At 61.2% G+C, this 23217-nt stretch carries 15 protein-coding genes, 2 tRNA genes and 1 pseudogene; 7 read left to right on the top strand and 11 right to left on the bottom strand.

Annotation, left to right across the window (positions count from 1 at the left end; genetic code table 11):
- Window positions 1–147: 147 nt before the first annotated feature.
- Both gltB and F2982_RS12680 read right to left on the bottom strand, forming a co-directional pair.
- A complete protein-coding gene (gene gltB, locus F2982_RS12685; protein ID WP_203428028.1) occupies window positions 148–4872 on the bottom strand; it encodes a glutamate synthase large subunit in 4725 nt (1574 codons plus the stop codon).
- A 357-nt stretch (window positions 4873–5229) separates the two neighbouring features.
- A complete protein-coding gene (locus F2982_RS12680; protein WP_148194694.1) occupies window positions 5230–5412 on the bottom strand; it encodes a hypothetical protein in 183 nt (60 codons plus the stop codon).
- An 18-nt stretch (window positions 5413–5430) separates the two neighbouring features.
- Here F2982_RS12680 and F2982_RS12675 point away from each other — a divergent pair, with 18 nt between their 5' ends.
- Window positions 5431–6483 (top strand): low specificity L-threonine aldolase, encoded by a 1053-nt coding sequence (locus F2982_RS12675; RefSeq protein ID WP_199629004.1) that lies wholly within the window; start codon window positions 5431–5433, stop codon window positions 6481–6483.
- A 7-nt stretch (window positions 6484–6490) separates the two neighbouring features.
- On the opposite strand, the gene F2982_RS32025 is transcribed toward F2982_RS12675, so the two are convergent.
- Window positions 6491–6619: a hypothetical protein gene (locus F2982_RS32025; RefSeq protein WP_281438203.1), complete on the bottom strand. Its 129-nt coding sequence runs from the start codon at window positions 6617–6619 to the stop codon at window positions 6491–6493.
- Between the two features lie 207 nt (window positions 6620–6826).
- On the opposite strand from F2982_RS32025, the gene F2982_RS12670 reads away from it, so the two are divergent.
- Complete coding sequence (locus F2982_RS12670; protein WP_199629003.1) at window positions 6827–7264, top strand: BA14K family protein; 438 nt, start codon at window positions 6827–6829, stop codon at window positions 7262–7264.
- A gap of 36 nt (window positions 7265–7300) precedes the next feature.
- Here the strand turns inward: F2982_RS12670 and F2982_RS12665 are convergent, their stop codons facing one another.
- On the bottom strand, window positions 7301–8158 hold the full coding sequence (locus F2982_RS12665) for a LysR substrate-binding domain-containing protein (protein ID WP_112719958.1): 858 nt from the start codon (window positions 8156–8158) through the stop codon (window positions 7301–7303).
- A gap of 48 nt (window positions 8159–8206) precedes the next feature.
- Here F2982_RS12665 and F2982_RS12660 point away from each other — a divergent pair, with 48 nt between their 5' ends.
- Window positions 8207–9256: a bile acid:sodium symporter family protein gene (locus F2982_RS12660; RefSeq protein ID WP_112719959.1), complete on the top strand. Its 1050-nt coding sequence runs from the start codon at window positions 8207–8209 to the stop codon at window positions 9254–9256.
- Window positions 9257–9336: 80 nt separating this feature from the next.
- On the opposite strand, the gene F2982_RS12655 is transcribed toward F2982_RS12660, so the two are convergent.
- Together F2982_RS12655 and F2982_RS12650 are read right to left on the bottom strand one after the other, a co-directional pair.
- Window positions 9337–9804: an Hsp20 family protein gene (locus F2982_RS12655; protein WP_203428027.1), complete on the bottom strand. Its 468-nt coding sequence runs from the start codon at window positions 9802–9804 to the stop codon at window positions 9337–9339.
- A 325-nt stretch (window positions 9805–10129) separates the two neighbouring features.
- On the bottom strand, window positions 10130–10588 hold the full coding sequence (locus F2982_RS12650; RefSeq protein WP_203428026.1) for a hypothetical protein: 459 nt from the start codon (window positions 10586–10588) through the stop codon (window positions 10130–10132).
- A gap of 192 nt (window positions 10589–10780) precedes the next feature.
- On the opposite strand from F2982_RS12650, the gene F2982_RS12645 reads away from it, so the two are divergent.
- Window positions 10781–11755 (top strand): alpha/beta hydrolase, encoded by a 975-nt coding sequence (locus F2982_RS12645; RefSeq protein WP_112719964.1) that lies wholly within the window; start codon window positions 10781–10783, stop codon window positions 11753–11755.
- Between the two features lie 12 nt (window positions 11756–11767).
- Here F2982_RS12645 and hisN read toward each other — a convergent pair whose 3' ends face one another.
- Window positions 11768–12541, bottom strand: coding sequence for a histidinol-phosphatase (gene hisN, locus F2982_RS12640; protein WP_203430062.1), 774 nt, complete (start codon window positions 12539–12541; stop codon window positions 11768–11770).
- A gap of 247 nt (window positions 12542–12788) precedes the next feature.
- Window positions 12789–13669 (bottom strand): annotated as a pseudogene (locus F2982_RS12635) (N-formylglutamate amidohydrolase).
- 188 nt (window positions 13670–13857) lie between these two features.
- Between F2982_RS12635 and cpdR1 the strand changes: the two are divergent.
- From cpdR1 to F2982_RS12620, 3 genes are all read left to right on the top strand, one after another.
- Entirely contained in the window at window positions 13858–14220 is a 363-nt protein-coding gene (gene cpdR1, locus F2982_RS12630) for a response regulator CpdR1 (protein WP_003542883.1), read from the top strand.
- Between the two features lie 84 nt (window positions 14221–14304).
- Window positions 14305–14379 (top strand) — tRNA-Val (locus F2982_RS12625).
- Between the two features lie 337 nt (window positions 14380–14716).
- Window positions 14717–14791 (top strand) — tRNA-Val (locus tag F2982_RS12620).
- Window positions 14792–14949: 158 nt separating this feature from the next.
- Here F2982_RS12620 and F2982_RS12615 read toward each other — a convergent pair.
- The 3 genes from F2982_RS12615 to F2982_RS12605 form a co-directional block, all read right to left on the bottom strand.
- Entirely contained in the window at window positions 14950–20421 is a 5472-nt protein-coding gene (locus F2982_RS12615) for a hypothetical protein (RefSeq protein WP_203428025.1), read from the bottom strand.
- Between the two features lie 674 nt (window positions 20422–21095).
- Window positions 21096–21233, bottom strand: a complete 138-nt coding sequence (locus F2982_RS12610; protein ID WP_199628999.1) for a hypothetical protein — start codon at window positions 21231–21233, stop codon at window positions 21096–21098.
- A gap of 142 nt (window positions 21234–21375) precedes the next feature.
- Window positions 21376–23055, bottom strand: coding sequence for a sulfatase-like hydrolase/transferase (locus F2982_RS12605; RefSeq protein WP_203428024.1), 1680 nt, complete (start codon window positions 23053–23055; stop codon window positions 21376–21378).
- Window positions 23056–23217: the final 162 nt, after the last annotated feature.

Below are 23217 nucleotides of genomic sequence, written 5' to 3'. Positions count from 1 at the left end.
GGTTGCTTCTTTCGACCGTCATCAGCACTTATCCCCTGAGATCCATCCGCGCGGACCAGCAGCAGGATGCTGCCGCCGATCGGCGCGGGTCATTTGAAGATAGTCCGGTCATCCGCCATGCACCGGCACGGCGGACTTCTCTGCAAGTTATTCGGCAGCAATCCCCATCCGGGCGCGCTCCATTTCCTCAAGCGCACGGCGGTACTCGACCGGCATGACCTTGCGGAATTTCGGGCGGTAGTCGGCCCAGGCGTCCAGGATCTGCTTGGCGCGGGTGGAGCCCGTGTAGTGCAGATGGTTGGAGATCAGCTGGTAGAGGCGCTCCTCGTCGTGACGCGTCATGTCGCCGGAGACGTCGACACGTCCCTTGTGCGCCAGATCGCCGCCGTGATGATGCAGCTTCTCCATCATGTCGTCCTCTTCCGGAACCGGCTCGAGTTCGACCATGGCCATGTTGCAGCGCTTGGCGAAGTCGCCGCTCTCGTCGAGAACGTAGGCCACACCGCCGGACATGCCAGCCGCGAAGTTGCGGCCCGTTGCGCCGAGCACGACGACCACGCCGCCCGTCATGTATTCGCAGCCGTGGTCGCCCACGCCTTCGACGACAGCGATGGCGCCGGAGTTACGAACCGCGAAGCGCTCGCCCGCGACACCGCGGAAGTAGCACTCGCCTTCGGTCGCGCCGTAGAGAACGGTGTTGCCAACGATGATCGAGTCTTCGGCGACGATCTTCGAATTCTCAGGCGGACGAACGATGATCTTGCCGCCCGAGAGACCCTTGCCGACATAGTCGTTGCCGTCGCCGATCAGGTTGAAGGTGACGCCGCGGGCAAGGAACGCGCCGAAGCTCTGGCCAGCCGTACCCTTGAGGGTAACGTTGATCGTGTCTTCCTTCAGGCCGCGGTGATTGTAGCGCTTGGCCACCTCACCCGACAGCATGGCACCGGCCGAACGGTCGACGTTCTTGATGTCGACTTCGAAGGCAACCGGGGTCTTCGACGTAAGAGCCGGCTGCGCCTGCTCGATCATCTTGCGGTCGAGAATGTCGTCGATCGGATGCTTCTGGCGGGTCGTCCAGTAGGTCGCTTCCTTGTCAGCTTCGACCTTGTGGAAGATGCGGCTGAAATCGAGACCCTTGGCCTTCCAGTGCGCCAGCATCTCGTCCTTCTCGAGCAGCTCCGAAGCGCCGATGATGTCATCGAGCTTGGTGAAGCCGAGGGACGCCAGGATTTCGCGCACTTCGTTGGCGACGAAGAAGAAGTAGTTGATGACGTGCTCTGCCGTGCCCTTGAAGCGCTTGCGCAGGACCGGATCCTGCGTCGCAACGCCCACCGGACAGGTGTTCAGGTGGCACTTGCGCATCATGATGCAGCCTGCCGCGATCAGCGGAGCCGTCGCGAAGCCGAATTCGTCAGCACCGAGCAGCGCGCCGATGATAACGTCGCGGCCGGTCTTCAGGCCGCCATCGACCTGCAGCGCGATGCGCGAACGAAGGCCGTTCAGCACCAGCGTCTGCTGCGTCTCGGCAAGGCCGATTTCCCACGGCGACCCGGCATGCTTCAGCGAGGTCAGCGGCGATGCGCCGGTACCGCCGTCGAAGCCGGAGACCGTGATATGGTCGGCGCGCGCCTTGGCAACACCTGCAGCAACCGTGCCGACGCCGACTTCCGAGACGAGCTTGACCGAGACATCCGACGTCGGGTTGACGTTCTTCAGGTCGTAGATCAGCTGCGCCAGATCTTCGATCGAGTAGATATCGTGGTGCGGCGGCGGCGAAATCAGGCCGACGCCAGGCGTCGAGTGACGGGTCTTGGCGACGGTCGCATCGACCTTGTGGCCAGGCAGCTGACCACCTTCGCCGGGCTTCGCACCCTGCGCGACCTTGATCTGCAGCATGTCGGCGTTGACGAGATACTCGGTGGTCACACCAAAGCGTCCCGACGCGATCTGCTTGATCGCCGAGCGTTCCGGGTTGGACGAACCATCCGGCAGCGGCATGTAGCGGTCGCTCTCTTCGCCGCCTTCGCCGGTGTTCGACTTGCCGCCGATCCTGTTCATGGCGATTGCCAGCGTCGTATGCGCCTCACGGCTGATCGAGCCGAAGGACATGGCGCCCGTCGAGAAGCGCTTGACGATATCGGCAGCAGCCTCGACCTCATCGATGGAGACCGGCTTGCGGCCGAGCTGCTCGGCACTCTTGATGTTGAAGAGGCCGCGGATCGTGTTCATGCGCAGCGCCGAGGTGTTCACCATCTCGGCGAATTCACGGTAGCGGTCCTCGGCATTGCCGCGAACGGCGTGCTGCAGGGTCGCAACAGCATCCGGCGTCCAGGCGTGGCTTTCGCCGCGCATGCGGTAGGCATATTCGCCGCCGATATCGAGGGTCGTGGCGAGCAGCGGATCCTTGCCGAAAGCGGAATTGTGACGGGCAACGGTTTCCTCGGCGATCGCCGCGAGATCGACACCTTCGATCATCGTTGCCGTGCCGAAGAAATACTTGTCGACCAGTTCCTGCTGCAGGCCGATCGCATCGAAGATCTGCGCGCCGCAATAGGACTGATAGGTCGAGATGCCCATCTTGGACATGACCTTCAGGATGCCCTTACCGACAGCCTTGATATAGCGGTAGACGACTTCCGAGGCGTCGACTTCCTTCGGGAATTCGCCCTTGGCATGCATGTCGAGCAGCGTGTCGAAGGCGAGATACGGGTTGATCGCTTCGGCGCCGTAGCCGGCCAACAGGCAGAAGTGATGCACTTCGCGTGGCTCGCCGGTTTCGACGACGATGCCGACGGACGTGCGCAGACCCTTGCGGATCAGGTGATGGTGGACGGCAGCAGTCGCCAGCAGCGCCGGGATGGCGATGCGGTCCGGGCCGAGCTGGCGGTCCGAGAGAACGATGATGTTGTAGCCGCCCTTGACCGCAGCTTCGGCGCGCTCACAGAGGCGATCGAGCATCTCGGGCATGCCTTCGGCGCCGCGCTCGACATCATAGGTGAAGTCGAGCGTCTTGGTGTCGAAGCGGTCTTCCGTGTGGCCGATCGAGCGGATCTTTTCGAGATCGCCATTGGTCAGGATCGGCTGGCGCACTTCCAGACGCTTGGCATTCGCCATGCCGGTATGGTCAAGCAGGTTCGGACGCGGGCCGATGAACGACACGAGGCTCATGACCAGCTCTTCGCGGATCGGATCGATCGGCGGGTTGGTGACCTGCGCGAAGTTCTGCTTGAAATAGGTGTAGAGCAGCTTCGACTTCTCGGACATTGCCGAAATCGGCGTATCCGTGCCCATCGAGCCGACGGCTTCCTGGCCCGTCGTCGCCATCGGCGACATCAGGATGCGGGTGTCTTCGGTCGTGTAGCCGAAGGCCTGCTGGCGGTTCAGCAGCGACACGTCGCGACGAAGCGCACGGGGCTCGACCGGCTTCAGGTCTTCGAGGATGAGCTGGGTGCGATCGAGCCAGCTGCGATAGGGATGCTTGGTCGCAAGCTCGGACTTCACCTCTTCGTCAGAGATGATGCGGCCCTTTTCCATGTCGATCAGCAGCATCTTGCCCGGCTGCAGGCGCCACTTCTGGACGATATCCTCTTCGGCAACCGGCAGCGTGCCAGCTTCCGAGGCCAGGATGATGCGGTCGTCGTTGGTGACGAGATAGCGGGCCGGACGCAGGCCGTTACGGTCGAGCGTCGCGCCGATCTGCTTGCCGTCGGTGAAGGCAACGGCTGCCGGGCCATCCCACGGCTCCATAAGAGCGGCGTGATATTCGTAGAATGCCTTGCGTTCGGCAGCCATCGACTGGTTGCCGGCCCAGGCTTCCGGGATCAGCATCATCACGGCATGCGCCATGGAGTAGCCGCCGCGCACGAGGAATTCGAGCGCGTTATCGAAACAGGCCGTATCCGACTGCCCCTCATAGGAGATCGGCCAGAGCTTGGAGATATCCTCACCGAAGAGCGGCGAGGAAACCGAAGCCTGACGCGCCGCCATCCAGTTGACGTTGCCGCGCAGCGTGTTGATTTCGCCGTTATGGGCGACCATGCGGTACGGATGCGCCAGCTTCCAGGACGGGAAGGTGTTGGTCGAGAAGCGCTGGTGCACCAGGGCGACCGCGGATTCGAAGCGCGGGTCCGCCAGGTCCTTGTAGTAGTCACCGACCTGATAGGCCAGGAACATGCCCTTGTAGACGACGGTCGCCGATGACAGCGACACCGGATAGAAGTTGCTCTCCTCGCCGTCGAACTCGTCATAGATACGGTTGGAGATCACCTTGCGGAGCGTGAAGAGGCGGCGCTCGAACTCGTCGTTGGTCGCGGCATCCTTACCAGCGCCGATGAAGACCTGAACGTGATGCGGCTCGGTGGCGGCGATCTCGGGCGCCTTGGAGAGCGAGGAGTTATCGACGGGCACATCGCGGAAGCCGAGGAAGACCTGGCCTTCTTCGACGATGACGTCCTTGATGACCTTCTTGAAATGCTCGATCTGCTTCTCGTCGCGCGGCATGAAGATATGGCCCATGCCATACTCGCCGAACTTCGGCAGGGTAATGCCCTGCTTCGCCATCTCCTCGCGGAAGAAGCGGTCGGGGATCTGCACGAGAATGCCGGCGCCATCGCCCATCAGCGGATCGGCGCCGACGGCACCGCGATGCGTCAGGTTCTCGAGAATGAAGAGACCGTCCTTGACGATCTGATGCGACTTCTGGCCCTTCATATGGGCAACGAAGCCGACGCCGCAGGCATCATGCTCGTTGCGCGGATCGTAGAGGCCCTGCTTGGCAGGCAGACCGGAAGCGAATTTGCGCGTTTTGGCCGTTGCGCGCGCATCGGCTGCAGCAATCTGGTCAAAACTCGTGGATGGCGTCTTCTTCGTCATCGTCTTCGCTCCTGTCAAAGCCCGCGGGGACTGCGGGCGGCCTTTCGTCATGCACCGTCCCCGATCTTAGGTTCGGCGCGTGACAGCGCTGTTGCATTGTGAAGATCCGGCCGCATGCGTCCGCCAAAAGCGATCCGCCGCGCTCCGCGCCTGCCAGCCGCCTCCGCTTGGGCCGATTGCCCGCGCTCCTGGCGACTATAACGTGAAAGCCTGAAAACGTCAGGACTCTCGGCGCCTCTTCGGCCATAAAGGCCAAAATAGGACAGCAACCCTGCCCTAATTCACTAGTTCTATGACAGAAGGCTGGGGCACCCGCAAGACCATCAAATTAAAAAAACATGAACTTCCGAATGAAAATTACAATCTGTATTTTTGGTACGCAATAAAATTACACAGTTTTGCATTATTTTGTTTGTTGATTGCCGAAATCAGATTTCGTGATGGATCGGCCAGCGGCCCCTTGTCGCTCACTGCAATGGCGCCTTGATCGCTCACCGCAATGGCGTAATGTCCCTGCCGGGATTTGCCCCGCCTTTTCATTTGATAAACGGTTTCCTCATGTTCTTCGCATCCGATAACTGGGCCGGCGCTCACGAAGCCATTGCCCAGCGCCTGCTTTCCGCTTCCACCGGCTTTGCCGCCGCCTATGGCAACAGCGACCTCGACAAAAAGGTCCAGGCCCGCTTTTCCGAAGTCTTCGAGCGCGATGTCGCCGTCTTCTTCGTCTCGACCGGCACAGCTGCCAATTCGCTGTCGCTTGCCAGTGTCCAGCGCCCCGGCGGCATCACCTTCTGCCATTCGGAAGCCCATGTGATCGAAGATGAATGCGGCGCCCCGGAGTTCTTTTCCAACGCCTCGCGCCTCGTTGCCGTCAGCGGCGAGTTCGGAAAGATCGATCCCGCGCAACTTTCGGCAAAGATCGCCGGTTACCCTGAGGACGCCGTGCATCACGGCCGCGCCAGCGCCGTCACCATCACCCAGGCGACCGAGATCGGCACCGTCTATTCGCTGCCGGAGATCGGCGAGATTTCCTCGATCGCCAGGAAGCGCAATCTGCCGCTGCATATGGATGGCGCCCGTTTTGCCAATGCGCTCGTGGCGCTTGGCGCCACACCCGCCGAAATGACCTGGAAGCGCGGCGTCGACATTCTCTCTTTCGGCGGCACCAAGAACGGCTGCTGGTGTGCGGAGGCAATCGTCTTCTTCGATCCGGATCAGGCAAAGGAAATGCCGTTCATCCGCAAGCGCGCCGCCCAGCTCTTCTCCAAGTCGCGCTTCATTGCCGCGCAGTTCGATGCCTATTTTGAGGAAGAGCTCTGGCTTGGCCTCGCCCGCCATTCGAATGGGATGGCCGATCACCTGCGCGCCGGCATCGGCGCCAGCAACTCTGCCCGCCTTGCCTGGCCGACGGCATCGAACGAGGTCTTCGCGGTGATCACCAAGAGTGCTGCAAAGACGGCCGAAAGCCGCGGCGCGAAATTTTATGAATGGCCGATCCCGGTTTCCATGCCGGAACTTGTTGGCGACAACGAAACGCTGATCCGCCTGGTGACCAGCTTCGCGACGACGGAAGCCGATGTCGACGGCTTCCTGAAATGCCTGGCGGCATAAGACAGCATCAATTCTGATGCCCGAAGACGGCGGATTGGGGCGCTCCCTGATCCGCCTTTTCTGCTTCGTGGCCGATCACCACGATCATCATCACGCAGGCAACCAGCCCGGATATGAACACTGCACCATAAATCATCGGTCCGTTCTCCCTTGCCCCGAACGACGACCTTTACCTGGTGCTAAATTACGAACCGAAATCTGACCAAACGCCTAAGCGACAGGGTTGAGACCTGCTTAAAATAGTAAGCAGGGCGTTAACTTTTGCGTGAAGATACAAACAAAAGCAAAGTGTTGCGGAACTTTACCCTCGCCTCAGGACTTTACAGGCGAAAGGTGAAAAATCATGAAAAAGCTCGCAATCGTACTCGTCTCGCTTGTAACCGGTTTTACAGGCATCGCCCCCGCTCAGGCCTTCCCGGTCATGGCAATCCAGAGGCCCGACATCACATCGCCCGGCATTGCCTCGGATGTACAACAGGTCCGCGACCGCCGCTGGATCCGCCATGGGTGGCACGGCAACAACAGGCGCTACTACAACAACCGCTACTATCGCGGCCGCTACTACCATCACCACCACCACAACAATGCCGGTGCGATCATCGGCGGTCTCGCAGCGGGCGCGATCATCGGTGGTGCGCTGAGCGCTGCCACACAGCCGCGCTACTACGGCGGCAACTCGCATACCCGCTGGTGCTACAGCCGCTATCGCTCCTACAGGGCATCGGACAACACGTTCCAGCCCTATAACGGTCCCCGCCAGCAGTGCGTCGGCCCCTATTGATTGAAGAGAAGCCCCGCTCCGGCGGGGTTTTTCTTGTCAGCCGCCGGAGCGAAGGCTGCGAACCTTCCCGAGAATATCGTCCGACAGAGCAGAAACCAGCGCCCGGTCCGCCCCCTTGCGCGGCACCAGCACGAATTCCACATCCTCGAGAACAGGCAACCGCCCGGGCGCGATCTCCTTCAATCCCGCCGGCGCCATGCTGCGCGGCTGGACCAGCACGCCCATCCCGGCGCGGGCCGCCGCCGTCAGGCCGCTCAGGCTGCCGCAGGTGCAGACGATCCGCCAGGCCACCTGCGTCCGCCCCAGCGCCTCCAGCGCGATGCTGCGCGTGACACTCGGCGCCGGAAAGGCGATCAGCGGCAGTGGACTCTGCTGCAGAACATGCTCCGGATCGCGCGCCAGCCAAATCAGCGGCTCGCGATAGACGAGCTTGCCGCGCGCATCGCCGAGCCTGCGCTTCGCGAGAACCAGATCGATCTCGCCATTGTCCTGCATCTCATAGAGCGCACCCGAGAGCGCGACGGTCAGCTCGAGATCGACGGACGGATGCGAGCGCACGAAATCCTCAAGCACGGCCGGCAGCTGGCTGGTCACGAAATCCTCGGAAACGCCGAGCCGCAGCTTGCCGCGCAGGCTGTTTCCCCGAAACAGCGACTGCACCTGCCCCTCGATTGAAAGCATGGCGCGGGCATGCGACAGCAACGCCTCGCCATCGCCTGTCAGCACCACCTTATGCGTATCGCGGGCCAAGAGCTTCCGGCCGACCGAGCTTTCAAGCCGTTGAATATGCTGGCTGACGGTCGATTGTCCAAGCCCGAGCCGCTCCGCCGCAAGGGTAAAGCTGCCCATCTGCTCGACGGCAACGAAACTGCGCAATTGGGTCAGATCAAGCATGACGATCCCATTTCGTGATAACTGTTATTCCTTGCATCCTGAATCACAATGGATGACAAGACAATGAACTTGTTATTGCCCGGGACCACCACCATGCGCCGTTTCCTGCCCGATACCTTCACGATCCTGCTTGTCTGCACCGTCATCCTCGCCTCGCTGTTTCCTGCGAATGGCGCGTTCGCAGGCTATTTCGACATCGCAACGGATTTCGCCATCGCCCTTCTCTTCTTCCTGCACGGCGCCCGCCTGTCGCGCGATGTGGTGATCGCCGGCGTGCTGCACTGGCGCCTGCATCTGGCGATCCTGCTGGTCACCTTTGCCCTCTTCCCGCTGCTCGGCCTGGCGATCGGCTTCATCCCGGACTGGATCCTGCCGCAACCGCTCTATCTTGGCATCCTCTTCCTCTGCGTCCTGCCCTCGACCGTGCAGTCGTCGATCGCCTTTACCTCGATGGCCGGCGGCAACGTTCCGGCAGCCATCTGCTCGGCTTCGGCATCGAATATCTTCGGCATGTTCCTGACGCCGCTGCTTGTCGGCCTGCTCTTCTCGGTCGGCGGCCATGGCGGCTTCTCCTGGGATGCGCTGGAACAGATCATGCTGCAGCTGCTGCTGCCCTTCGTGCTCGGCCAGGTGCTGCAGCCCTGGATCGGCGACTGGATCCGCTCCAAGAAGAAGATCCTGATGCCCGTCGACCGCGGCTCGATCCTGATGGTCGTCTACGCAGCCTTCAGCAAGGCGGTTATCGAGGGCCTCTGGCACCAGTTCTCGATCGGCGACATCGCCGCCGTCATCATCGTCGATATGCTGCTGCTCGGTTTCGTGCTGCTCTTCACCATGTTCGGCAGCCGCCTGCTCGGCTTCAACAAGGCCGACGAGATCACGATCACCTTCTGCGGCTCCAAGAAGAGTCTGGCGAGCGGCGTGCCGATGGCCAACGTCATCTTCGTCGGCCAGCCGATCGGCGCCATCGTTCTGCCGCTCATGCTGTTCCACCAGATCCAGCTGATGGCCTGCGCCGTCATCGCCCAGAAATATGCAGCCGCCGCCAAGAAGCGGGCGACTGCCAAGGAAATCGAACAGGCCGCAAGCCCGGCCTGATCCCCTTAGATATAGCGCAATAAAAAAGCGGCGCTCCAACGGAGCGCCGCCTGCCTTTTCCTATTCCTGGGAGGAATTGGTTAGCTGTTGACCTGAGCCTCGATCGCCTTCGGCGCGCTCACCGGCTCGGCGGCAATCGCGATCTTGCGGGGCTTCATGGCCTCCGGAATGCTGCGAAGAAGATCGATATGCAGGAGACCGTTCTTCAGCGAAGCGGCGGTGACCTCGACATGGTCGGCCAGCTGGAAGCGGCGCTCGAAAGTGCGCTTGGCGATCCCGCGATAGAGGAATTCGCTGCCTTCGGCATTGTCTTCGCTCTTTTCACCCTTGACGTTCAGAGCGTGAGCCTGGGCTTCGATCGAGATCTCGCTTTCGTCGAAACCGGCGACGGCCATGGTGATACGGTAGGTGTTCTCACCGGTGCGCTCGATATTGTAGGGCGGATAGGTCTGGCCCTGATCCGGCTGAGCGAGGCTGTCGAGCATCGTGAAGAGACGGTCGAAACCGACGGTGGAACGGTAGAGGGGAGAGAAATCGACGTGACGCATGGTGTCCTCCTTGGGAAGCGACGAGTTGCGATAAAGATGCCCCTGAAACCCCATATTCGGCAGCTTCGGGACGGTTTCGCAGGCCCTTCCGGCGCCTGCAGAATTCAGATGGTGATGGTTTTTGGCGAGTTCAAGCCCTGCCGTTAACACCCGTGAACCACGCATGAACGCCCGGTTCGGCATGCGTTCAGCCGTCCTGCCTTAGGAATCGGATCGTCGGGTGATCAAACTGGCCCGATGGCTGAAGTGCATCGTCCCTTCTTCTTCAGTCCGATTATGGACCGGCGCCGGGCATCCCTCTCGCCCCGCCGGTCTCTTTTTTTTCTCAGAGATTCAATACTGCCGAGATCAATAGGAGTATGCCGATGACCATGACGCCGATCGGAACCAGACGCATTGCTTGATGGACCTTTTCGCCGACGTTGCCTATGATTCCTACTTCCTTGAGCGCACGATCTCTGAGTGCTGTTGGCGTGGCTATATCGGCTGGCCACGGAGAGAGAGCCTTCTCAAGCTCGATTCGAGTGTAGCCGGCGAGCCTGGCGTGAAATCGATTGCCTTTGAAGTTGGCTTCATTGATCTGCCAATTGGCGAGACCGATCAAGAAAATGAGAAGCGCCGTCTCCCAATTGTTGGACTTCAAGTATTCACACGCGTCGCCCCCAAGGAGCAATCCAGCGGCAGCCGTCAGAAATGTAGTTGCGGCCGTCTGTCTTGTCTCATGTTGACGCGCTTGGGTGTATTGTTCTTTCAGATATTCCAAAAGCAGACTGGTCGGCTCCATTAGAGTGCCCTCCTGACGTTCTGAAGTTATCCCTTCGCCACCAAGAGGAACAACCGACCAACATCTACCTTAGGTAGCAGAGACAAGCTTCCGAACAACAGATCATGCAGTTATGATCAGGCACTCGCTTCCCTTGAGCGTGACGCTGCGATAATTTTGAACGAAGCGCAGCACTGAATGGCAAAGACGTCTATGGATCAGGTTCTCATCTCGACACCAGACAATCCGGCACCCGACAACCGGACCGAAGGCTATTTCGAGACGTTCGATGGTCAGAAACTGCGCTATGCCGTCTTCCGCTCCAACGCCTCCGTTGCCAAGGGCACTGTCGTCCTGCTGCAGGGGCGCAACGAATATATCGAGAAATATTTCGAGACGATCCGCGACCTGACCGCCCGGGGTCTCTGGGTTGCGACCTTCGATCTGCGCGGCCAGGGCGGCTCGCCGCGCCTCGTCAAGAAGCGCCAGCATGGCCATGTCCGCCGCTTTTCAGATTACGAGCGCGATCTCGATATCTTCCTCGAGAAGGTCGTGCTGCCCGATACCCGCCTGCCCTTCTACATTCTGGCGCATTCGACCGGCGCGCTGATCGCTCTTTCGGCAGCACCCTATCTCGCCACCCGTATCGAGCGCATGGTGCTTTCGGCGCCATTCATCGGCCTGATCGGCCAAGCGGCTTCCGCCTCGACGATCAGGAGGCTGGCATCGACGGCCTGCGCCATCGGGCTCGGCTCCATGCCGCTGACCGGCAAGTTGCGCGAGCCGGAATTCCGCGACAATCCGCTGACCTCGGATGAAGTGCGCTTCGAGCGCAACGTTTCGATGATGCGCGACCACCCCGAGCTAACGCTCGGGCCGCCGACGGCCCGCTGGCTGGTCGAATCCTTCAAGACGATCGACAAGGTCATGACGCCGAACCACCTGTTCTCGATCACTATCCCGACGGTGGTGATCGCCCCCACCCGCGATGGCGTCGTGCCCTATATCGCCCAGGAGCGGCTGTCGCGCTATTTCCGCGCCGGACAGCTGGTACCGATCAACGGCGCCCGTCACGAGATCTTCCAGGAGCGCGACGCCTATCGCGCCGCCGCGCTCGCCGCCTTCCACGCCTTCATCCCCGGCAGCGATGCCGAGGCTGAGCAGGAGGTCGAAGGAATCGGCGTCTGACGCCCGCGCCCTTTAGCGCTGCAGGATGGCGATCGCCTGCTCATAAACGGCGCGGCTGCCGGCGGCGATGATCGAGCCGCCATTTTCCGGCCGTCCGCCGTCCCATGTCGTCATGATGCCGCCTGCTTTCTCGATGACCGGGATGATGCCGCCGACATCATAGGGCTTCAGGCTGTTTTCGATCACCAGATCGATATGACCGGCCGCGAGCAGCGCATAGGCATAGCAGTCGCAGCCGTAACGGAAGAGCCGTACCTGGCTTTCGATCTCGCGATACTTGTCCATCTCGCTACCGGTAAAGAGATGCGGCGAGGTGGTGAACAGGATGGCGTTGGAAAGGCTGCCGCAATCGCGCACCTGAAGCCGCCGCTCGCCCTCGGGACCCGTATAGATCGCGCCGTTCTCATCGGCGAAATAGCGCTCGCCGGTGAACGGCTGCTCGATCATGCCCATGACCGCCCGGCCGTTCTTCTGCAGACCGATCAGCGTGCCCCAGACGGGAACGCCCGAAATGAAGGCGCGGGTCCCGTCGATCGGATCGATCACCCAGACATATTCGCGATCCAGACCGACGCTGCCATGCTCTTCGCCGAGAATGCCATGCTCGGGATAGTGCTCTTCAATCAGCTTGCGGATCGCGACTTCTGCCGCCTGATCACCCTCGGTGACCGGGTCGAAGCCGCTGGCGAGCTTGTTGACGACGCTGAGGCCGGAGCGGAAACGCGGCAAAGTCTCAGCCTTGGCGGCTTCCGCCAGGCGATTGAAGAACGAGCGGTCGGGGAGCATGGCGGATCCGTTTCTAGCCTCGGTAATGGCGCTTTTCATAGCGAAACTGCGTTAAAATGCAAACACTTCAGGCAATCGATCTTTATCTGCCTAAATATTTCGCACTGCAATATTTTGCTTGACGATTGTGCAATGCAATAGTAGCTTCTTCTTACAGTCTTCTGACTGTAAATACCCTCCTTGGGTGTTTCCTCCCTAGACTTAGCCGCGCTGCAGAGCGCGGTTTTTTTTGACCTGGAGGGAGGAATTACTCTGCGGCAAGCGCCGTATCGTCGGCGAAACGCTGTACGTAGTCCGCCATCTGCCGCATGAAGCTTGTCACCGCATTGGCGATGACGGGGAAATCGGCCCGCTTCTCCAGCGTCACCTCATCGACATAGATCGAACGGTTCACCTCGATCTGCAGCGCATGCAGCCCGCGCGAGGGGCGGCCGTAATGCTCGGTGATGAAGCCGCCGGCATAAGGCTTGTTGCGGATGGCGTTGAAGCCCATTTCCTCGAAAATGCTGATCGCGGTGCGCGACAACTCGGCCGATGCCGACGTCCCGTAGCGGTCGCCGATGATGAAGTCCGGCCGCTGGTTGCTGCCGGCGATACGGATATTACCCGGCATCGAGTGGCAGTCGATCAGCACGCCGAAGCCGAACTGCACATGGGTACGCGCAATCAGCCGCCGCAGCGCCGCATGGTAGGGCTTATAGACGCTCTCGACGCGGTCGAGCCCCTCCTGGACCGGGATCCGGTGAGAGTAGATCTCCATGTTCTCGGCAACGATGCGCGGGATCGTCCCGAGACCGCCGGCAACCCGCAGCGAATTGACGTTGGCATAGGACGGCAGCATGCCGTCGAACATCCGCGGATCGAGTTCGTACGGTTCACGGTTAACGTCGAGATAGGCGCGCGGGAAGTTTGCGAAGAGCAGCGGCGCACCAAGCATGCTCGCCGCCGAGAACAGCTCTTCGACATAATGATCCTCCGAGCGGCGGATCGAAATGCCCTGCAAACGCGACTGAGCGATAAATTCCGGTGGATAAATACGGCCGCTATGGGGGAATTGTAAACGAAGGGAATGGTCTGCGACACGGGCTCACGTATCTCAAAAAGCTCGTATTCGCGGATTTCCGGCACCTTCTGCCCTCTTAACCATGTCGTTCGAGGCTGACTTGGCCTATGTTGCCAGTTGCCCGGCCTCAAGTCCATACTATGTACAGGGGATGACAGCCTTGGGCCGTCACTTCACCGGTTGTTTACTGGGGAAGGACTAGTGTAATGGCTGGAGCCTTCCATAAAAATTCATCTCACCAGCGGTCTGGATAATGACTCAGAAGATACTGCTTGCAGAAGACGACAATGACATGCGCCGCTTCCTTGTGAAGGCGCTCGAAAAGGCCGGCTACAAGGTTCTGTCCTACGACAACGGCGCAAGCGCCTACGACCGGCTCCGCGAAGAACCCTTTTCACTCCTCCTGACCGATATCGTCATGCCTGAAATGGACGGCATCGAGCTGGCGCGCCGCGCCACCGAACTCGATCCGGACCTGAAGGTCATGTTCATCACCGGTTTCGCAGCCGTCGCGCTGAACCCCGATTCGAAGGCCCCGAAGGACGCCAAGGTCCTCTCCAAGCCTTTCCACCTCCGCGACCTGGTCGATGAAGTGAATAAAATGCTTGCCGCATAAGGCTTCCAGGCGTCGCGTCACAAAACTTCAAAAAAGCCTATTGACGGCCCCAAAGGTTTTGTGATCTATGCGCCGCCATCGGATGGGCGTGTAGCTCAGCGGGAGAGCACTACGTTGACATCGTAGGGGTCACAGGTTCAATCCCTGTCACGCCCACCATCCGAAATCTCCACAAAGTCAAAGACTTAGAGAAGCGGTTCGCAAAGCGAAGAACGGTTCGCTTTGTCGCGCGGAGAAGCCTGCCGCACGGCAAGGCTTGGCGATGGCAGCGATCGCCGCTCCGTTTCGCGGCCTCACGGCAGCAAGCTCCGCGGCCCTTCCTCGGCTCCTCAGAACGTTCGATATCGCGCATTTCAGCGTGCCAGGCACAATACCGGGCTCGATCCACAAATTCGATCGCGCCGCATCACATAAGCGCTTGCCAAGGCGCCAAAGGCTCGCTATCAAGCGCGCCGTTAAGGGCATGAATTCGCGACGGATTTATTGCCCATCGGATGGGCGTGTAGCTCAGCGGGAGAGCACTACGTTGACATCGTAGGGGTCACAGGTTCAATCCCTGTCACGCCCACCATCCGATCTCACATCCTCGACAATTCGTTTCGACGTCACGCGATGATCGCCGGTTCGCGCCGCGAATCGAAATCTGACTTCGGAAACGAAAAAGGGCCCGCAAGATTGCGGACCCGATTGCGATCAGCGGTGCTGGCGCACCCCTGCTCTGTCTAGCGCTCAGACGGCATTGTAGGCCGCGATCACTGCCGCCAGCTGGTCGTTGGTCATCGCCTCGACCTGCTGCGTCGTGAACGCATTTGCATGAGCGCTGTCGAGCTTCGAGATGTCATCGACGGAGAGGCCGGCAATGGCGCCGACGCTGATCGCCGAGATTTCGTCGATGGCGAACTTTGCCACATCTTCGGGCGCCATTGCGGCGATCTGCTCGGCGGTCAGCTTCGCCGTCTGCGACAGCGTCAGACCTTCGATCTGGGCAGGCGTCATGGCAGCGATCTGGCTGGGCTTCAGGCCGGTGATGGCGGCATCGCTGAGCTTGCCGATCTGCGCCGGCGTCAGATTGGTGATCTGAGCGGTGGTCAATGCCCCCACCTGCGACGGCAGCAGCGCGCCGAGCTGCGCATCGGTAAACTTGGCGAGCTGGTCCGAGGTGAAGTGCGTCATCTGCAGCGCGGTGACCGCCTTGAGCTGATCGGCGCTGAGCTTGCCGATCTGGCTGTCGTTCAGCGACGCGATGATCTCGTCCTTCAGGCCCATCATCGCCCGGGGGCTAATGGCACCGAAGGCCTCGTCACTCATCTTGGCGATATTGGCAAGCGTGAGACCCGCGACCTGGAGCGCCGTCAGGGCGCCCACCTGCGCCACCGTCAGGCCTGCGACCTGATCGGCGGACATTGCCGTGATCTGGCTCGCCTTCAGGCCGCTCGTGGCCGTGGGGCTGAGCTTGCCGATCTGGGCGGCAGAGAGGCTCGATATCTGCGTATTGGTCAGCGCCCCGGCCTGCGTTGCCGACAGGGCACCGATCTGCTCATCAGTGAAATTGCCAAGCTGCGCCGTCGTGAAGCCCGGCATCTGCGTAGGCTGCAGCCCGGCGATCTGCTCCTTGCTGAGGCTCGCGACCTGCTCGGTGCTGAGAGCCGCGATCGTGGCATTCGTCATGCCGGCGATCGCGGTGGCGCTGATCGCACCGATTTCATCGGCGGAGAACTTGGCGATAGCCTCGGGGCTCAATGCGCCGACCTGGGCCGCCGTCAGTGCCGCCGTCTGGCCCGCGCTCAGACCTTCAAGCTGCGCTGCCGACATGGCGGCGATCACCGAAGGCTTGAGACCGGCAACCGCGGCGCTGCTCAGCTGGCCGATCTGAGCCGCGCTGAGGCTGCCGACCTGCGTCTCGGTCAGACCGGCCGTCTGCGCCGCCGACAGCGCACCGATCTGCTCCTCGGTGAACTTGCCAAGCTGCCCGGCCGTAAAGCCGGCCATCTGCTGGGCGGTCAGTCCCTTGATCTTGTCAGGTCCGAGCGAAGCGAGCTCGTTGTCGCTGAGACCCGCGAGCACTTCAGGCTTGAGCCCGCCGATCGCGCTGGGGCTGATCGCGGCAAATGCCTCGTCGCTCATCTTGGCGATATTGGCGGCCGTGAAACCGGCGACCTGGGCGGCCGTCAGCAGCGCGATCTTGTCGGCGCCGAGAGCATCCACCTGATCGGCCGTCATTGCGGAGATTTGCGCCGCCGTCAGGCCGGCAATCGCCGCGCTGCTGAGCTGGCTGATCTGCGCCGGTGTCAGCGCCCCGATCTGCGCTCCGGTGAGCGCACCCGTCTGCGCCGCCGTCAGCGCGCCGATCTGCGCCTCGCTGAACTGGGCGATCTGCGCAGCGGTAAAGCCCGGGATCTGCTTTGTCGCGACCGCCTTGACCTGGTCCGTGCTGAGCTCGCCGATCTGGCTGCTGGTCAGCGCGGCAACCGCCTCATTCGGCAAGCCGGCGATCGCGGCAGGCGTGAGAGCGGCCACGGCTTCGTCGCTGAGCTTGGCGATATTCGCCGCCGTGAAACCGGCCGTCTGCGCCGCGGTCAGCACAGCCGCCTGGGCGGGCGTGAAGCCTGCCACCTGGTCAGCCGTCATGCCGGTGATCTGCGATGCCTTGAGACCGGCAACGGCCGCATTGCTGAGCTGACCGATCTGACCCGCGGACAGGCCATCGATCTGCGTATCCGTCAGCGCTCCGGCCTGTGCCGCCGACAGCGCGCCGATCTGTTCGTCGGTGAAGCGGGCGACCTGGGCAGGCTTGATGCTGGCAATCTGGGCCGGCAGCAGACCGGCGATCTGCTCCGGCGTCAGGTTGCCGATCTGGCTGTCGCTCAGAGCAGCGATGACTTCGCTCTTAAGGCCGGCAAGTGCCTTGGGGCTGATCGCTGCCAGTTCCTCGTCGGTGAACCGGGCGAGATCCGCCGCCGTCATCGCACCAAGCTGCGCGGCTGTCAGCGCACCGGCCTGAGCAACGCTCAAGCCCTCGAGCTGCGCATCGCTCATCGCGTCGATCTGCGCCGGTTTCAATCCGGCAACGGCCGCGTTGCTGAACTGGCCGATCTGGGCGGCGGAGAGACCGGCGATCTGGTCGTTGGTCAAGGCACCGGCCTGAACGCCCGACAGCGCCGCGATCTGATCGCCGCTGAACTTGCCGAGCTGGGACGGCGTGAAGCTCGCGATCTGCTGCGCGCTGAGGCCCTTGATCTGATCCGGGCTCAAGCTGGCGATCTGGCTGTCGGTGAGCGCCGCGATCGCCTCGCCCTTCAGACCGGCGATCGCCTTGGGGCTGATCGCGGCAATTGCGTCATCCGACAGCTTGGTGACATTAATAGCGGTGAACCCGGCCAGCTGCGCTGCCGTCAGGACGGCAAGCTGAGCCGCGGTCAGGCCCGCAACCTGGGCCGGCGTCATGGCGGCGATCTGCGCGGCCTTCAGACCTGTCACGGCCGAATTGGTAAGCTCTCCGATCTGCTCGCCGGACAGCCCGCCGATCTGCGGGGCCGTCAGCGAACCGGTCTGCGCTGCAGACAGCGCCTTCATCTGCTCGTCGGTGAAGGTGCCGAGCTGCGTGTCGGTGAAGGCGGTGATCTGCGTTGCCGTAAAGGCCTTGAGCTGAGTTGCGCTCAGCATCGAGACCTGATCATTGCTGAGCTTGGCAATCGCCTCATTCTTCAGGCCACTGATGGCCTTGGTGCTGAGGGCTGCGACGGCATCGTCCGCCAACTTGACGATATTGGTCGCGGTAAATCCGGCGGCCTGAGCCGCCGACATTACAGCGGTCTGCGCCGCCGTAAAGCCGGCCACCTGATCCGCCGTCATGCCCGAAATCTGCGTGGCCTTCAGACCGCTGACGGCAACGTTGGTAAGCTCGCCGATCTGGGCTGCGGAAAGCGTGGCGATCTGCGCGCTGGTGAGAGATCCGGCCTGCGCCGCCGTCAGCCCCTTGAGCTGCGTATCGGTGAACTTGCTGAACTGCTCGGGCGTGAAAGCGGCGATCTGCTTGGTTGTGAGAGCCTTGATCTGATCGGCGCTGAGATGGCCGATCTGGCTTTCGCTGAGCTTGGCGATCGCATCATTCGTCAGGCCGCTGATAGCCTTGGTGCTGATGGCCGCAATCTCGTCGTCCGTGAAGGTGGCGATATCCTCCGGCGTCAGCCCGGCGATCTGCGCTGCCGTCATCGCCGCGACCTGCGCCACGCTGAGCCCTTCGAGCTGCGTCGCGCTCATCGATGCGATCTGCGTTGCCTTCAGGCCGGCAATACCCGAGTTGCTGAGCTGGCCGATCTGGGCCGCACTAAGCCCGGCAATCTGCGTGTTGCTCAGCGATCCGACCTGGACCGCCGACAGGGCCTTCATCTGCGTTTCGGAGAACAGGCCGAGCTGTTCCGGCGTGAAGCTCATCATCTGCCTTGAGGTCAGGCCCTTGACCTGGTCGGCGCTGAGCTTGGCAATCTGCGCATCGGTGAGAGCGGCAACCGCCTCACCCTTCAGGCTGCCGATGACCTTTGCAGGAATGGCGGCGAATGCCTCCGGGCTCAGCTTGGCAATGTTGCCGGCACCGAAGCCGGCGATCTGCGAGACAGTGAGAAAGCCGATCTGGCTGGCCGTCAGCCCGGCGATCTGATCGCCGGTCATCGCCGCGATCTGCGTCGCCTTCAGGCCGCTGAAGGCGGCATTGCTCAGCTGGCCGATCTGGGTGGCGCTAAGGCCGCCGATCTGCGCGGTGGTCAGCGCCGCCGCCTGCGCGGCCGACAGGGTCTTAATCTGTGTCTCGGACAGCAATCCGATCTGGGCCGGCGTGAAACCGGCGATCTGCTTCGGTGTCAGCGCCTTGATCTGATCCGTGCTCAACCGGCTCAAGACCGCATCACTAAAGACGGGCATCACCTCGCCCTTCAGGCCGCTAATGGCCTTGGGACCGATAGCCACGACAGCATCATCGGACAGCTTGGCGAAGTTTGCAGCGGTGAAGCCGGCAACCTGGACAGCCGTCAGGACGGCGGTCTGCGCGGCCGAGAAACCGGAGACCTGATCGGCCGTCATCGCGGTGATCTGGGTCGCCTTGAGACCGGCAAGCGCCGTGGTGCTGAGCTGGCCGATCTGCGCGGCGCTGAGGCCGGCGATCTGTGCGTTGGTCAGGGCGCCGACCTGCACAGCCGTCATCGCGCTCATCTGCGCCGGGGAGAAGCCTGCAAGCTTATCGGCCGTGAACATCACGATCTGCTTCGACGCCAGACCCTTGATCTGGTCAGGGCTCAGCTTGGCAATCTGTTCGGCGCTGAGCGCGGCCACGGCTTCCGGCTTCAGACTGCCGATGACTTTGGCACCGATGGCACCGATTTCGTCCGGCGTGAACTTCTCGATATCTGCCGGTGTCAGGGCCGCCACCTGCGCCGCCGTCAACGCGGCCGCCTGAGCCACGTTAAGGCCCTCAAGCTGCGTTTCCGTCATCGCCGCAATCTGCGTTGCCTTGAGGCCGGCAATCGCCGCCGTGCTGAGCTGGCCGATCTGGCTGCCGCTGAAGCCGACGATCTGCAGCGTGCTCAATGCGCCGACCTGCGTTGCCGTCAGGGCGCCCATCTGCACCGCCGAGAAGGTGCCGAGCTGGGCAGCACTGAAACCTGGCATCTGCTGCGCCGTCAGCGCCTTGATCTGGTCGGCGCTCAGCTTGGCGATCTGCTCGTCGCTCAGCGCTGCGATCGTCTCGCGCTTCAGGCCGCTGATCGCCTGAGGCGTGATGGCGGCGACCTCATCAGGCGTGAACTTGATGATATCGTCAGGGCCGATCGACGCGATCTGCGTGGCGCTCAGCCCCTTGATCTGGTCGACCGTCAGGCCTTCGATCTGATCGGGGGTAAGGGATGCAATCTGCGTGGCGCTGAATGCCGCCAGCTGATCCTTGCCGAGGCTTGCGATCTTTGCCGCATCGAGCACGGCGAGCAGTTCCGGCTTCAGCCCGGCGATCGCGCTCGTCGAGATCGCGCCCAGCTGGGTGGAGCTGAGCGCCTGGATATCCTCGGCCTCAAGAGCCGCCACCTGATCCTTGCTGAGGTTCTTGAGCTGTTCGGGCGAAAGCCCTGCAATATCCTCTGCCGAGAGTTCCCGGATCGTCTTCGGCGACAGGGATTTGATCTGGCTGCTGGTAAAGGAGGAGATGATCGACGTCATGAAATTGCCCTGCCCCGGCGTTGGCGATTACATTTCTCTGTCTCTCGCATCCCTGAAGCCGCAGTCCGCGCGCTCCAGCCACGACCGGAGCCTTCGCGCACCGCGCGTTGCTACATGAGGGGATGGTTCGACAGACTGCTTTGGAAGACATCGCTCGACGGAGCCGATGCCAGGACAGTGCACATAGAGCCGAGCCACGGTCCCCCAACCACGGCCTCGGCACGGCAATCGCAACATCGTTGCGCTCGAAGCCTCAATTTGCGAACTGCAAATCCAGGCGCACATACAACCAGCAATTACAACTTAATGTGCCGTTGTCCTGCTGGGATATGTGTCGCACTAAGCTTGCGCGAGGATGGAGAAACAACGCCCGATTCGTAGCGGCGAAAAATGCACAACCTAAGCGTACGGCCGACGGCTGTCGTCCAGCTTCTGGCAGCTTGTTTTGTCTTGATTATTAGCGGGATGAGAAACGCGCTGAAACCTAGCCGGCAAAGCTTGGATAAAAATCGGCAGCGCGGTGATGGGAGGGTTCCGCAGCAAAGTCAGGCAGCCCGGCCGCAACTCCTGACACCACGACAAAGCAATAAAAGCTCTGTCACACAGGGAAGCGTATCATTTACGCCACCACCCTGTACAAAGGCTTGCCCCCAAGCCTGCCCTCTTCGCCCAACTCACTTCGTAAGCGATGCGTCTTCGGTTATCGTCGTTGCTGCGGTTTGCAGATACGGGGTCTCAGGAATGGATGCGATGAAGAACATCGTAAACGCATAGACTGAGAACAGCGTCAGAGCCGCGGTCAATCGAATCATGCACTATCTCCTTATTCACAAGGAGGAGTGTGCGCCACTTTGCGTCTTTCCCAAACAGTTTTCTGAACGGCAGATGAACAAAAACTTGTTATGGGCAATTTTAACGATATTTTTACAACATTAGTGATGACGATTTTAGCCGTCAGCTGGCATCCAGAAGCCCTGAATTTGCTAGCTTTTTCAAGTGTTCATCGACAATCCCGCGGTCATTGCAGGTGTGATAGCGCCCGCCGCAGGCCTCGCTCAGTTCATTCAGGTTTCTGAATTTCGGCGAGATCGGCAGCCCCGTGGCGTTCAGAATTCGGGCCATGACGAAGGCGATGTCCTCCGCCTGATCGAGTTTTGCATAGTCGATGTCGACGCCGTAGCCCCTCACCGCGAAGTAGGTTTCGTAAACGGGCGAGCGGAAATCGGCGAACATGTTCTTCGCGGGATCGAGCGCCAGCGCGTAGCCGAGCGTCGCTTCGGACTGGTGATCGCCGAAATCGACGGCGACGCTGCGCCGCTCCGGCGCCTCCTCGGCACGGCGATCGAGAAACGCCTGCAAATCGGCACGGGCAAGCGCCACGCGCCTGGCATATTCATTGACCTTCCGGTCATCGGCAAAGCTCTCGGCGGGCACGAGAGCCTGCGGCACCATTTCCTTGTCGTAGGGCGCATGGGCAAACATCGTCTCCATCGCCAGAAATAGCGGCCGCTTGTCGGTCTTGCGGTGCTCGGCAATCAGCTTTTCGGCAAAGTCGAAGTAGAGTTTGTCCCTCACACCCCATTCCGGCAGCGCCAGATCGGCGGCGTCGAAGACCTCTTGTAAGCCGATCGAGCGCAGGAACGGCCCTTCGTTTACCGCATTATATTTCATCGGCATGATCGCCACGGTGCGATAGCCGCAGCGCGCCAGCATCTCCGGCAGCGCGCCTTTGATCTTGCCTTCGAGCAACTGGTTCACATAGGGCGCCTGCCAGCTGAAATCGGCGCTGGAAAGTCCCGTGAGCATCGAGAAATTGCTCATCCAGGTGCCGCCGCCAAAGGTTTCCACGAACATCGGCTTGATCGTACCGTCGCCGGAGCGGAACGTGTCGGCGATTTCGGGCGGGAAGCTGATCTCGGGAAATCGCATCGGCGACGCGTGGCTCTCCGACAGCACAAGATAGAGGTCGGCCCTTCCCACCTCCGGCCCGCATTCGACCGTATCCGCAAGCGCACCCTGCGTCTGGACGGCCCGCAGCTTGGCGGCCAGCGGCGGCTCACCGATCAGGCTCGGAATATGCCAGAAGGACATGAAGAGCGACGAGGCGTTGAAGCCGAAGATGAACGGCGGATCGCCCGGCCGCGCCGTCGGATGTGCGCCGATCGAGACGCCGACGGTCAGAAGCAGCGCCGGCAACCGGACGAGCACCGGCGCATTCCATGGCTTCTCAGCACGGAACAGCGCCCAGAGGAATGCGCCGGTAGCAACGAGCGCCAGCATCGCCCCAACCACCAGCGGCGTATAATACTTGATGAGGAACGCGAGGATCGCCGTATCGGTGCTGGTGAAGATGAAATCAAAAACGTGCAGCGAATAGCCCTTGAGCTTGAACTTCACGATCGACGCCGCCGTCTGCAACAGCACGATCGCCGCCGCGCCATAGAACGAAAAGACGGGGCGCCGCGAAAACAGGAAGAAGATCGCCGCAATCACCAGCGTCACGGCGAATGTATAGGGCAGGAACCGCCAGCGGGTATCGAGGTAACGGATCAGCGCGAAAAACAATATCGCGGCAATGCAAACACATGCCGGATGCAACAATATCCGGATGATCTTCGATACGACCTTGCCCATCACGCCCTCTTACAACCCATAAAAATCTATAGTTGGCGTAACAGCACACATCCATCACAAGGTGCTAATAAGGTTAAATTCGCACTGGATTAAGCAGATAGAAGTTGCACTGGCGCATCACCGAATGCGTCAAGGCTTTTTCATGATTAATCCTGTGAATAA

Source organism: Rhizobium sp. BG4 (assembly GCF_016864575.1).
Classification (GTDB): Bacteria; Pseudomonadota; Alphaproteobacteria; order Rhizobiales; family Rhizobiaceae; genus Rhizobium.
The sequence above is the reverse complement of the archived record's forward strand: the minus strand, read 5'-3'. Positions and strand labels throughout refer to the sequence as shown.